The organism is Micromonospora sp. B11E3, from assembly GCF_039871625.1.
In the GTDB taxonomy this organism is placed as follows: domain Bacteria; phylum Actinomycetota; class Actinomycetes; order Mycobacteriales; family Micromonosporaceae; genus Micromonospora.
The window spans coordinates 1-12,753 of sequence record NZ_JBDPMC010000128.1 but is presented as its reverse complement, the minus strand read 5'-3'; the positions used below and the strand labels follow the sequence as shown (position 1 = coordinate 12,753).

Below are 12,753 nucleotides of genomic sequence, written 5' to 3'. Positions count from 1 at the left end.
CGGCTGCCGGCCGGACCCGCGTCGATCATGGGGTTGGCGGCAGTTTCCGATCCCTGAACTGCCGTCAACCTCATGATCACCGGAACTCCCCACCCCCTCGTGGGCGTCAATGGCGACGCCCGGATGGAGTCGACCGTGAGTGAGCTGTCCCGCGCCGACCTCGATGTCCTCGACGAGATCCAGCGGCGGGTGCTCTGGCTCGCCACCCGGATCGTCGACGCCGCCAACCACGACCGGAACACCGGCGACGGGGTGAAGGTCGGCGGCCACCAGGCGTCCAGCGCCTCCCTGGTCACCGCGATGACCGCGCTCTGGTTCGCCCACCTCGACGGCGAGGACCGGGTGGCCGTCAAACCGCACGCCTCGCCGGTGTTCCACGCCATCCAGTACCTGCTCGGCAACCTGGACCGGTCGTACCTGCCCCGGCTGCGCGCCCGCGGCGGGCTCCAGTCGTACCCGTCGCGCACCAAGGACCCGGACGGCGTCGACTTCTCCACCGGCTCGGTGGGCCTCGGCGCCGCCGCGCCGCTGTTCGCCGCGGCCACCCGCCGGTACGTCGACGCGCACTTCGGCGAGCGCCCGCGCTCCCGGTTCATCGCCCTGATCGGCGACGCCGAGCTGGACGAGGGCAACATCTGGGAGGCGGTCGCCGACCCGGCCACCACCGGGCTGGGCAACGTGATGTGGCTGGTCGACTTCAACCGCCAGTCGCTGGACCGGGTCGTCCCCGGGGTGCGCATCAACCAGTGGCGGGGGCAGTTCGAGGCCGCCGGCTGGCACGTCGTCGAGGTCAAGTACGGGCGCCGGCTCGCGCAGGCGTACGCCCGCCCCGCCGGCGAGGCGCTGCGCGACTGGATCGACCGGATGCCCAACGAGCAGTACCAGTCGCTGTTCGGCCTGGCCGGCCCGGACCTGCGCAAGCGGTTCCTCGACGGCGCGCCGGCCGGGATCGCCGAGTTCATCGCCGACATCGGAGACGACGAGCTGGGCCCGCTGGTCACCGACCTGGGCGGGCACGACCTCGGGGCCATGCTCGACGCGTACGCCCAGTGCGACGCGGTCACCGACCGGCCCAGCGTCGTGTTCGCGTACACGGTCAAGGGGTGGGGGTTGCCGATCGCCGGCAACCCGCGCAACCACGCCGCCCTGCTCACCACCGAGCAGGTCGACGCCCTGCGCGCCGCCCACGGCCTCACCCGGCAGACCGAGTGGGACCGGCTCGACCCCGCGTCCCCGGCCGGCATCAGGGCCGGCGAGCGCCGGGAGGCGCTGTCCCGCGCGCCCCGCGGGCGGGCGCTGCCGGTCACCGTCCCGGAAACCACCCGGGTACGCGCCAACAAGCCCGTCTCCACCCAGGAGGTCTTCGGCCGGGTGCTGGTCGACCTGGCCCGCGACCCCGACGTCGGGCCGTACCTGGTCACCACCGCCCCGGACGTGGCCACCTCCACGAACCTGGCCGGGTTCATCAACAAGACCGGCGTGTTCGCCCCGACCGAGCAGCGCTCCTGGACCGAGGACCGGATGCTGCGCTGGACGGAGAGCCCGCGGGGCCAGCACATCGAGCTGGGCATCTCGGAGATGAACCTGTTCCTGCTGCTCGGCCAGCTCGGCCTGTCCTGGGACCTGTCGGGGCAGCCGCTGCTGCCGGTCGGCACCGTCTACGACCCGTTCGTGCTGCGCGGGCTCGACGCGTTCCTGTACGGCACCTACTCCGGCTCCCGGTTCGTGGTCGCCGGCACCCCGTCGGGCGTGACCCTCGCCCCCGAGGGCGGCGCCCACCAGTCGACGATCACCGCCTCGGTCGGCCTGGAACTGCCCGGCGTGACGTTCGTCGAGCCGGCGTACGCGGCCACCCTGGACTGGCTGCTCTGCGACGCCCTCGGGCAGATCGCCGCCGGCGGCGCGCGGAACACGACCGCCGCGCCGGCCGAGGACGGGGCGTACTACTTCCGCCTCAGCACCCGGCCGATCGACCAGGCGCCGTTCGAGGCCGCCCGCGCCCGGCTCGGCGACGCCGTGCTGCGCCGGCAGGCGGTCGCCGGGGCGTACCGGCTGGTGGACGCGCACGAGGCGTACCCGCAGCTGGCCGACGCCCCGGTGGTGCAGCTCGCCGCGTCCGGCGCGGTGCTGCCGGAGGTGCTCGCCGCCGCGGCCGAACTGGCCGACGAGGGCATCGCGGCGCACGTCGTCGACGTGACCTCGCTGGACCGGCTCTACCGGGCCTGGCAGCGGACCCTGCGCCAGGGCGTGCGGACGGCCACCGTGCCGAGCGTCCCCGGGGCGCTGCGGTCGGCCTTCGCCGACCGGGTGCCGGTGGTGACGGTGCACGATGCCGCGTCGCACGCGATGGCCTGGCTCGGCTCGGCCCTCGGTGCGCCGGCGGTGCCGCTGGGGGTGGACGAGTTCGGCCAGTCCGGCAGCGTCCAGGAGCTGTACGAGCTGCACGACCTGCTGCCCGGCAGCATCGTCAACGCCGCCCTGGCGGCGCTGTCCCTGCGCTGACCGAGCCGTGTTCCGCCCACCCGGTGATCTGTCGACGGCGCGGTCTCGGCAAAATTTCACGGTGTGTAATCGCTGCGGGGGATGTGACACAACGTGACCCCTCGGCTGGTCGAGGGGTCGTCTTTCGCTCCCTTTGCTCTGCACCCAGGGATGCGACACCCCACATGACCAGGAGCGGCGCGGACGCGCGGCCCCGCGCGGCGGCGAAAGGCGGTAGCCGTTGGTGACCGTTGCGTCCGTGGGTGCAGAGCAAAGCGCCGGCGAGGATGGTGTGCCACCAGCAGGTTGCTCACCATGGGTGACGGGCGCGTGTCGCGGCGGGCGGACATGGGCCGGCCGGCACGGCGGGCCGCGGGACGCGGCGTGGGCCGGTCAGCGCGTCGGGGTCGGGGTGACCGGCACCTCGGCGCCCGCCTTCGGGTCCTGCACGATGTGCCGCTCCAGGTTGACCTGCGCCTGGCCGGTCCCGCCGACGGTGATGTCGTCGTACGCCTGGAGCAGTTTGTTCTGGTCGAGGTAGAGCACCGTCATCGTCAGCGGGGTGGGCTTCTCGCCCTCCAGGCCGCGCAGCCCCGCGCCGCCGGTGGAGCCCTCCACCATCAGCTGGGTCGGCGGCTGGCCGGGTACCTCGGGCAGCTTGGAGACCTGCCGGGCGTGGGTGTGGCCGGCGAGGACCAGCGGGCAGACCCCGGACAACGGCCCGGCCGACGCCGGGTCGTGCACCAGCGCGATGTTCACCGGCTTCGGCGACTCGCGGATCGTCGTGGCCAGCTTCGTCCCGGTGGTGATCACCTGGTCGGCCACCTGCGGGGTCAGGCCGCTGCCGGCGGGCGAGGTGTTCTTGTCCGGCGTGAAGCGGGGATCACCGATGCCGGCGATGGTCAGGCCGGCGACGGTGGTGGTCGAGTTGTCCAGCACGATCGCGTTGGGCTGCTGGGCGACCGCCGCCGCCGTCCGGGCCGAGTCGTGGTTGCCCCGGATGTAGACGTACGGCTTCTTGAGCAGGCCGATCGAGCCCACGAACGAGGCCTCCGGCTCGCTGCCCCAGTCGGTGATGTCCCCGGTGTCGATCACCACGTCGATGCCGAACTGCTCCACCACGGTGCGGATGAGCTGCCAGCCGGTCGGGTTCAGGTGCATGTCGGAGACGTGCAGCACCCGGGTGGTGCCCGGCGCGGGCTCGTACACCGGCAACGCGGAGACCGTGGTGTAGAGCTGGCTGACGTTGCCGACGAGGCGCTGGAGCTGCTCGGCGTACTTGGTGTAGTCGTTGGCGATCCGCCGGGCGTCGCCGACGATCGCGGGGGCGTTGACGAGCAGGCCCTCGTACCGGGGCTCCTCGATCGCCTGCGGACGGAGGGTGGACGCCGCCGCCCCGAGGCTGCCGACCGTGACGAGCAGGGCCAGCCCGCCCGCCCACGCCGTACGTCGGGTGTCCCGGAAGACCAGCGCCGCCAGCAGCAGGGTGACCAGCAGCGTCATGCCGACCGTACGCAGGCCGAGGCGCATGACCCCGTTGCGGACGTCGGTGACGGCGGACTGGCTGGCCCGGCTGATGCTCGCCGGGTCGTCGATCAGCGCCTCGGTGCGCCGCTGGTCGAGCGCGCCCAGCGCGACCGTCAGGTGGGTCGGACCGTCGTGGCTGTGCAGCTGCAGCGCGCCGAGCGGCGGGATGTCGACCGTGGTGCCGCCCCGCAGCGCGGGCGCGAGGGTCAGCTCGGCCCGGAAGGGGCCGATGTCGGTGTGCATCCGACCGCCGGCGAAGGTGCCGAGCACCACCCCGGCCAGGGCGATCGCCAGGACGGCCGCGGCCACACCGATTCGGCGGGCCACCCGGACCCACGGAGCCGGTGCGGGATCGCCGGCCCGACGGTCCCGCCGGGGCCGGAGCGCCCAGCGCCGGCCACGACCGCTCGCCGGGGTGTCCGCGTCCCCGCTCATCGGCTGCTCGTTCTCCTGCCCGTCCATGCTGAGATTCTGACCTGCCCAATGTGGGATCTTGGCAAACCGACAATTCCTAGCTGCGCCCGGCGCCGCCGTCGCTGAAGACCAACCGCAGGATCCGATCGTCCTCGGGGGACGGGTCGCCCCGCCCGTCGTGGTTGGAGGTGGTCACCCAGATCGACCCGTCCGGGGCGGCGACGGCGGCGCGCAGCCGGCCGTACCGGCGGTTGAGCAGCTCCCGGGGCTGACCGAGCACGGTCCCGGTGTCGGTCAGCTCCACCAGCCAGAGCCGCTGCCCGCGCAGGCAGGAGGTGACCAGCAGCCGGTCCGCGGCGGCCAGGCCCGAGCAGGACGCGTCGGAGGTGCGCCACTGGACGATCGGGTCGGCGTACCGCTTGTCCCCGGCCCGCCCCTCGACGTGCGGCCAACCGTAGTTGCCGCCCTTGGTGATCCGGTTGAGCTCGTCCCAGGCGTTCTGGCCGAACTCGACGGCGTACATCCGCTTCGCCCCGTCCCACGCCAGGCCCTGGACGTTGCGGTGCCCCAGCGACCAGACGGGCGAGCCGGGGTACGGGTTGCCCGGCGCCGGCTTGCCGTCGGGGGTGATCCGCAGGATCTTGCCGCCCAGGTTCTTCGGGTCCTGGGCGGTGTCCCGGTTGCTGGCGTCGCCGGTGCTGGCGTACAGGAAGCCGTCGGGGCCGAAGGCCAGCGCGCCGCCGTCGTGGATGCCGGCCTTGGGGATGCCGGTCAGGATCGGGGTGGGCTGGCCGCCCAGTTGCAGCCGGAGGATGCGGTTGTCCCGCTCCGCCGTGTGGTAGACGAAGACTGTCTTGTCGGTGGCGTAGCGGGGCGAGACGGCGATGCCCATCAGGCCGCCCTCGCCGTCGGCCGCCACCCCCGGCACGGTCTGCACCACGGTGACGTTCAGCCCGTCCCGCCCGGACTCGGGGCCGACCTGGAGGAGCCGGCCGCTGTCCCGCTCGGTGACCAGCGCCCCGCCGTCGGGCAGGAACGCCACCCCCCACGGCACCCGCAGGCCCTTCGCCAGCACGGTGGCCACCACCTGCTGGCCGGCGCCGCCGCCGGTGGCCGACGCCGACGGGGTAGGCAGGTTCGGTGGCTCGCCGGCCGGGTCCGGCGCCGGCTCGCCGAAGGTGCAGCCGCCGGCGGCCAGCAGCAGCGCGGCGCACGACGCCGCGACGACCGCGCGCGGCGGCCTGTTCCGGGGGTACGGGGGACGCGCGCTCACCCGGCCAGAGTAGCCGGAAGCGCCCCGGCGGCTGAGTGCTCGCGGACACGTCCCGCCGTCGATCCCCGCCGACCTGCGGACCGACCTCGACGTCCGGCCCGCTATCGTCGGCGGGCGTGAAGGTATGGATTCCGCACGAGGCCGGCCGTGCCCTGCTCGGCGAGGTGCCGGCGGGGGTCACCGTCGAGGTGGCCGAGTCACCGTCCAGGCTCCCCGCCGACGTGGCCGACGTGCGCTTCTGGGTGCCGCCGTTCCTCTCCTCGGGAAACGCCACCGCCCTGCTGGCCGAGCTGCCCGACCTGCGGGTCGTGCAGCTGCTCTCGGCCGGCGCGGACGCCTGGGTGGGCCGGATGCCGGACGGCGTGACCCTCTGCGACGCGCGCGGGGTGCACGACTCGGGCACCGCCGAGTGGGTGGTGACCGCGATCCTGTCCTTTCTGCGTGGCTTCCCCGCCTTCGCCCTCGCCCAGTCCCGCCGCGAGTGGGCGTACGACCAGGTCTGCCCGACCGACGAGCTCGCCGGCAAGCGGGTGCTGATCGTCGGCGCCGGCTCGATCGGCGCGGCGGTGCGCGCCCGGCTGGCCCCGTTCGAGGTGACCTTCACGATGGTCGCCCGGACCGCCCGCCCCGCGGAGGGGGTGCACGGGGTCGACGAGCTGCCGGCGCTGCTGCCCGAGGCCGACGTCGTGGTGCTGCTGGTGCCGCTGACCGAGGCGACCCGCGGACTGGTCGACAAGGACTTCCTCGCGGCGATGCCGGACGGCGCGCTGCTGGTCAACGCCGCGCGCGGCCCGGTGGCCAGGACGGACGACCTGGTGGCGGAGCTGGCCACCGGCCGGCTGCGGGCCGCGCTGGACGTGACCGATCCCGAGCCGCTGCCCACGGATCATCCGCTGTGGGAGCTGCCCAACGTGCTGCTCACCCCGCACGTGGCCGGCTCGGTACGCGGGCTGCTGCCCCGGGCGTACCGGCTGGTGGGCGAGCAGCTCCGGCGGTTCGCGGCCGGCGAGCCGCTGATCAACACGGTCGTGGGCGGCTACTGAGGGGGCGCGGCCCCCACATCGCCGACATGGCGGCATCCGGCGCCCCTCGACCCGCCCATGTCGCCGACATGGCGGTATCGGCCGGGCTCGACCCACCCATGTCGCCGACATCAGGTCGACGAAGGAGTCGGTCGGGTCAGGCGGCCGGCTCGGACGGGGCGTGGCCGGTGACCGCGACGAGCCGGGGCAGCTCGACGCCGCGCACTCCGGGCAGGACCAGCCGCTCGCCGTCGTCGAGTCGGGCGACCGCGCGGCCCCGGTTGTCGGCGGCCAGTTCGACGACCCGGGCCCACGGGACGCGGCGCTGCCCGAACAGCGCCCGCAGGCGCAGCTCGCGGGCGTCGGCGTCCGTGCCGGCACGCCACGCCCAGACGCCGAGCGCCACCGGGACGAGCAGCACGGGCAGGAGGTACCACCGGGCGGTGGCCAGCGGCAGCGCCCCGATGAAGGCGATCACCGCCGCGACCAGGAGCGCCTGGCTGTGGCGGAAGCGGACGGTCTCGGCGCGACTCACTCCCCGATGATCCCACTGCCGGCCCGGCGGGCCCGGGGCGGGCCGTGGCGGAGGTGACTGTCGCCATGGTGACCTGGATCACGCATATTTCCGGGTCGTGGGCCGTATCCGTCGTCAGGGTGAATCGTTCGCCCATGTTGGGCGGGAAGGCTCCCGCCGCTCCCGCGCCGCCCCGGCCCGCAACCCGGGGCGGTGGGCTCGACCCGCACCGCCGTACCACAACCGCCCGTGCCCCCTCACGAAGGCGACCGCCGTGTCCGTCGCTCACCCCGCCGGCGTCCTCCGCCGCCTCCTGCGTCCCGCCGACCTGCTGGTGCTGGCGGCGGCGACGCTGCTCGTCCTCGCCGCGCTCGCCGGCCTCGTCCCGCCGCTGGCCGTGGTGGCGCTCGCCGGCGCCGCCGGCAGCGTCCTGGCCGCTGTCCGGCTCTCCCGGCTGGCCGCACCCGGCGCTCCCGAACCCGCGCCGCCGGATCATTCCGCCGTGCTGGCGGTGCCACGACCCTCCGAACCCGCGCCGCCGGATCATTCCGCCGTGCTGGCGGTGCCACGACCCTCCGAACCCGCGCCGCCGGATCATTCCGCCGTGCCGGCGGTGCCACGACCCTCCGAACCCGCGCCGCCGGATCATTCCGCCGCGCTGGCGGTGCCACGACCCCCCGAACCCGCGCCGCCGGATCATCCCGCCGTGCCGGCGGTCCCCCGGACCCCCGAACCCGCGCGCGGCGCCGGCCGGCGCGCCGGCCGCTGTCGGCGGGTTGCCGGCCTGCTCGACGCGGCGGTCGTCGCGGCCGGGCTGACCGTCGGAGTGCTGCCCCTGGCCGACGGCGGGCAACAGGTCGTCGTCGGCGCGGCCGGCCTCGGGCTGACCGCCCTGTTGCACACCGCCGGGCTGCTCCTGCTGCCCGGCCGGTCCCGGCTGTCCCTCCCGGCCCGGGTCCGGCGGGTCGTGGACGTCGTCAGCCTCGGACTGAGCCTGCTCTTCGCCGCCTGGGTGCTGCTGCCGCCGGGGCAGCCTCTGGTCGTCGCCCGGCTCGCGGCGGTGGCCGGTGGGTTCGGCCTGGCGACGGTCGGCGTCGCGGCGGTGGCCGACTGGCGGCGCCGGCCGGGGGCGGCCCTGTGCCTCCTCGGCGCCGGGTCCACCCAGTTCGGACTACTCGCGCTGATCGTGCTGCTGGCCTACCGGGCTCCGGCCTGGACCGCCCTGGCCGCCGTCCCGGCGCTGGTGGCCGGGGCGCTGCTGACCGCCGCCGCCGTCCGCCGGGTGGCCCGCGGCGACGAGCCGCGTCCCGGCGGGCCGCCGCCGGTCTGGCCCGGGGTCAGCGCGCCTGCGGGGATCGCGATCCTGGCCGCCGGCGGGCACCTCGCCGCGCACGGCGACTTCGGGCCGGGCGCGATCCTGCTCGGGCTGGCGATGATCCCACCGCTGCTGGTACGGGAGTTGATGTCCGCGGCGGACAACCGCCGGTACGCCGACCGGCTCGCCGCCCAGGAGGCGCACTTCCGTCAGCTCGTCTCCGGCGGGCACGACCTGATCCTGCTGCTGGACGCCGCGCTGCGGGTGCGCTGGCAGTCCCCGGCCGCGACCCGGCTGTTCGGGCTCACCGACGCCGACGTGCTCGCCCGTCCGTTCGTCGACCTGCTGCACCCCGAGGACGCCCCGCGCGCCGCGCTGCTGCTCGACCGGGTACGCGGCGGGGCCCGGCCGACGCTGCTGGCGGCCCGGCTGCGCGACGGGCGCGGCGACTGGCGGGAGACCGAGTCCACGGTCAGCGACCAGCGCGGCGTGCCCGAGGTCGGCGCGCTGGTGCTGCACGTCCGCGACGTCGGCGAGCGCCGTCGGCTGGAGCGGGTGGTGCACCGGCTCGCCGCGACCGACCAGCTCACCGGGCTGGCCAACCGGCGCGAGCTCCTGCGGGAGCTGGCCGCCCGGCGGGCCGGGCCGGGGGCGCTGCTGGTGGTCGACCTGCACGGCCTCGGCGCGGTCAACGACGGGCGCGGGCGCGCCGTCGGCGACGCGGTGCTGGTCGAGGTGGCGCACCGGCTGCGCCTGGCGACCGGCGCGGACGACCTGGTGGCCCGGCTCGTCGGGGACGAGTTCGGGGTGCTCACCGACGCCGGCCCGGTGCTGGCGTACGCCCTGGGTGCCCGGCTCGTGGCCGCGCTCGGCGAGCCGTACCGGGTGGCCGGCGAGGAGGTGCGGCTGCGGGTCAGCGTCGGCCTCGCCGAGCTCACCGGCGCGGGCCCGGACGACGTGCTGCGCCAGGCCGACCTCGCCCGCCGCCGGGCCGCCCAGCTTGGCGGGGACCGGGTCGACTGGTACGACGCGTACCTGGAGGAGCAGTTGGTCCGCCGGCTCGACCTGGAGCGGGAGCTGCCCGGCGCGGTGGCCCGGGGCGAGCTGGACCTGGTCTACCAGCCGGTGCTCGGGCTGGCCGACCGGCTGCCGGTGGGCGCCGAGGCGTTGCTGCGCTGGCGTAGCCCGGTGCTCGGCACGGTGCTCCCGGCGGAGCTGCTGCCGGTCGCCGAGGATCTCGACCTGATGGGCGAGGTGGGCCGCTGGGTGCTGGACCGCGCGTGCCGCCAGCTCGCCGACTGGTCGACCGACGGCCGGCAGCTGTGGATGGCGGTCAACGTCACGCCCCGGGAGCTGGTCGCGCCGGACTTCCTCCAGCGCGCGGCGGCGGTGCTCGCCACCCACGGCGTACCGCCGGACCGGCTGGTGGTCGAGGTGGCCGAGCCGCGCATCGACGCGGAGCTGTCCACCGTGGTCGCCCGGCTCGCCGGGCTGCGCTCCCTCGGCGTGCGGACCGCGCTGGACGACTTCCAGGCCGCGCATGCCTCGCTGGCCCGGCTGCGCCGGCTCCCGATCGACCTGCTCAAGCTGGCCCCGCGGCGGGCGGCGGACGATCCGGGTCAGCCGCCGCTGACCGACGTGGTGGTCGGCCTCGGTGACCGGCTCGGCCTGCAGATCGTCGCCGAGGAGCTGGAGACGACGGCCCAGGCGGACGCCGCCGCCCGGGCCGGCTGCCGCTACGGCCAGGGGTTCGCGCTGGCCCGGCCGGCGACGGCAGAGCGGGTCGAGGCGTACCTGGAGGAGTTTCCGTCCGCGTCGCGGTGACCGCCCGCAGGGAGGGGCCCCTTCTTAACGCTTCCGGTATGGGAAGGGCCCCTTCTTGACACGTGCCCGGGACGCGGCGGCGCGGTCGCGTCGAGATCGCAGGAGGGCGACTTGAAAACTTTCGCAAGTGCTAAAGTTTTCATGGTCGACCCCGGGAGGCTCCATCGTGTCCGTGCCGCTGTACCAGGCCAAGGCGGAGCTGTTCCGCACCCTCGGCCATCCGGTGCGCATCCGGGTGCTCGAACTGCTCCAGGACGGGCCGAAGCCCGTCCGCGACCTGCTCGCGGCCATCGAGGTCGAGGCATCCAACCTGTCGCAGCAGCTCGCCGTGCTGCGCCGCGCCGGCATGGTCACCTCGCACCGCGACGGCCCCCTCGTGATGTACGCGCTCAGCACCCCCGACGTGGCCGACCTGCTCGCCGCCGGGCGGCGCATCCTCGGCGCCGTCCTCACCGACCGGGACGCCCTGCTCGACGAGCTGCGGGGGAGCGTCGGGACGCCGACCGCAAGCTCGAACGACGCGGACACCGCCGCGACCGCCCCGGCGGACGGTGCCGCCGCCGGGGATGCCCACCGCACCCGGCAGGGGCAGGGCCGGTGAGCGGCGCCGCCGTCCTCCGCGACCGCGCCCTGCGCCTGCTGCCCGGCCGCGCCGACTGGATTGCGGTACGCCGCTCGCCCCGCCGCGACCTGCTCGCCGGGCTCACCGTCGCGGTCGTCGCCCTGCCGCTGGCCCTCGCCTTCGGCGTCACCTCGGGGCTGGGCGCCCAGGCCGGGCTGGTCACGGCCGTGGTCGCCGGCGCGGTGGCGGCCGTCTTCGGCGGCTCCAACCTCCAGGTGTCCGGCCCGACCGGCGCGATGACGGTGGTGCTGGTGCCGGTGGTGCAGCAGTTCGGCCCGACCGGCGTGCTCATGGTCGGCGCGATGGCCGGGCTGCTGCTGATCGCCCTGGCGCTCGCCCGCCTCGGCCGGTACGTCCGCTACCTGCCGACCCCCGTGATCGAGGGCTTCACCGCCGGCATCGCCGTGGTCATCGCCCTGCAACAGGTGCCCGCCGCGCTCGGCGTGACCGACGCCCACGGCGAGCGGGTCTGGGCGGTGGCCGGCGACGCCGTCGGCCGGTTCGTCGCACACCCCCGGCCGGCGGCCGTCGCGGTGGCCCTCGGCGTCGCGGCGCTGATGCTGCTCGGCGCCCGCTGGCGGCCCGGCGTGCCGTTCTCCCTGCTCGGAGTGGCCGCCGCGACGGTCCTGGCCGATACCGCCCCGGTCGACCTCGTCCGCATCGGCGCCCTGCCGCAGGGACTGCCCGCGCCGTCGCTGGCGTTCCTCGACCCCGGCGCGATCGGGGTGCTGCTGCCCTCCGCGCTCGCGGTGGCCGCCCTCGCCGCGCTGGAGAGCCTGCTGTCGGCCACCGTCGCCGACGGCATGACCGTGGGCGAGCGGCACGACCCCGACCGGGAGTTGTTCGGCCAGGGGCTGGCCAACCTCGCCTCCCCGCTGTTCGGCGGCATCCCGGCAACCGCCGCCATCGCCCGCACCGCCGTGAACGTACGCGCCGGGGCCTCGTCGAAGTTGGCCGCGCTCACCCACGCCGTGGCGCTCGCCGGGATCGTGCTCGCCGCCGCGCCGCTGGTCGGCCGCATCCCGCTCGCCGCGCTGGCCGGGGTGCTGCTCGCCACGACGGTACGGATGGTCGAGGTGGGCTCGCTGTGGGCACTGGCCCGGGCGACCCGGGGCGACGCCCTGGTGCTCGTCCTCACGTTCGCGGTGACCGTGATCTGGGACCTGGTCACCGCCGTCGCCGTCGGCATCGCTGTCGCGGTCGTCGTCGCGCTGCGCGCGGTGGCCCGCAGCGCCAGGCTGGAGCAGGTGCCGCTCGACGCGGGCGACCACAGCGCGGAGGAGCGGGCCCTGCTCGACGAGCACATCGTCGCGTACCGGCTGGACGGGCCGCTGTTCTTCGCCGCCGCGCACAACTTCCTGCTCGAACTCTCCGAGGTCGCCGACGTGCGGGTGGTCATCCTGCGGATGTCCCGGGTGTCCACGATCGACGCCACCGGCGCGCACGTCCTCGGCGACGCCATCCGGCGGCTGCGGGGACGCGGGATCGCGGTGCTGCTCTCCGGCGTCACCCCGGGCCACGACCAGGTGCTCAGCGCGCTGGGGGTGGCCGAGGAGCTGCGCGGCGAGGGCCTGGTCTTCCCGGACACGCCGGCGGCCATCCGGTACGCCCGCGAGATCGCCCTGGCGGCCGCCTAGTCCCAACGCCGCTCGGTTAAGGCGTTGTGGCGGCTGTCGAGGGGTGTGTCGCTCAGGCAAACAGAAGCGGAGTTCCGGTATTGAGGTGAGTCACTCCAAGAAACCCTCGAGACCAGGAACTCCG

Annotated in this window: 7 protein-coding genes and 1 pseudogene; 5 read left to right on the top strand and 3 right to left on the bottom strand. The window is 75.3% G+C overall.

Annotation, left to right across the window (positions count from 1 at the left end; translation table 11 throughout):
- The first annotated feature begins 144 nt into the window (after positions 1–144).
- Positions 145–2,502 carry a pyruvate dehydrogenase gene (locus ABGB16_RS32095; protein ID WP_347671827.1) on the top strand — a complete coding sequence of 786 codons (2,358 nt, stop codon included), beginning with the start codon at positions 145–147 and terminating at the stop codon, positions 2,500–2,502.
- 372 nt (positions 2,503–2,874) lie between these two features.
- Here the strand turns inward: ABGB16_RS32095 and ABGB16_RS32090 are convergent, their stop codons facing one another.
- Positions 2,875–4,470, bottom strand: coding sequence for a metallophosphoesterase (locus ABGB16_RS32090; RefSeq protein ID WP_347671826.1), 1,596 nt, complete (start codon positions 4,468–4,470; stop codon positions 2,875–2,877).
- Between the two features lie 49 nt (positions 4,471–4,519).
- A complete protein-coding gene (locus ABGB16_RS32085; RefSeq protein WP_347671825.1) occupies positions 4,520–5,695 on the bottom strand; it encodes a PQQ-dependent sugar dehydrogenase in 1,176 nt (391 codons plus the stop codon).
- A gap of 116 nt (positions 5,696–5,811) precedes the next feature.
- Between ABGB16_RS32085 and ABGB16_RS32080 the strand changes: the two genes are divergently transcribed.
- Positions 5,812–6,738, top strand: a complete 927-nt coding sequence (locus ABGB16_RS32080; protein ID WP_347671824.1) for a 2-hydroxyacid dehydrogenase — start codon at positions 5,812–5,814, stop codon at positions 6,736–6,738.
- Positions 6,739–6,874: 136 nt separating this feature from the next.
- Here ABGB16_RS32080 and ABGB16_RS32075 read toward each other — a convergent pair whose 3' ends face one another.
- Positions 6,875–7,252, bottom strand: coding sequence for a PH domain-containing protein (locus ABGB16_RS32075; RefSeq protein ID WP_347671823.1), 378 nt, complete (start codon positions 7,250–7,252; stop codon positions 6,875–6,877).
- A 253-nt stretch (positions 7,253–7,505) separates the two neighbouring features.
- Here ABGB16_RS32075 and ABGB16_RS32070 point away from each other — a divergent pair, with 253 nt between their 5' ends.
- The 3 genes and pseudogenes from ABGB16_RS32070 to ABGB16_RS32060 all read left to right on the top strand — a co-directional run bounded on the left by ABGB16_RS32070 (position 7,506) and on the right by ABGB16_RS32060 (position 12,629).
- Positions 7,506–10,370 carry an EAL domain-containing protein gene (locus ABGB16_RS32070; RefSeq protein ID WP_347671822.1) on the top strand — a complete coding sequence of 955 codons (2,865 nt, stop codon included), beginning with the start codon at positions 7,506–7,508 and terminating at the stop codon, positions 10,368–10,370.
- Positions 10,371–10,536: 166 nt separating this feature from the next.
- Positions 10,537–10,854, top strand: a pseudogene (locus tag ABGB16_RS32065) (metalloregulator ArsR/SmtB family transcription factor); the annotation flags it as partial.
- Positions 10,855–10,967: 113 nt separating this feature from the next.
- On the top strand, positions 10,968–12,629 hold the full coding sequence (locus ABGB16_RS32060; RefSeq protein WP_347671821.1) for a SulP family inorganic anion transporter: 1,662 nt from the start codon (positions 10,968–10,970) through the stop codon (positions 12,627–12,629).
- Positions 12,630–12,753: the final 124 nt, after the last annotated feature.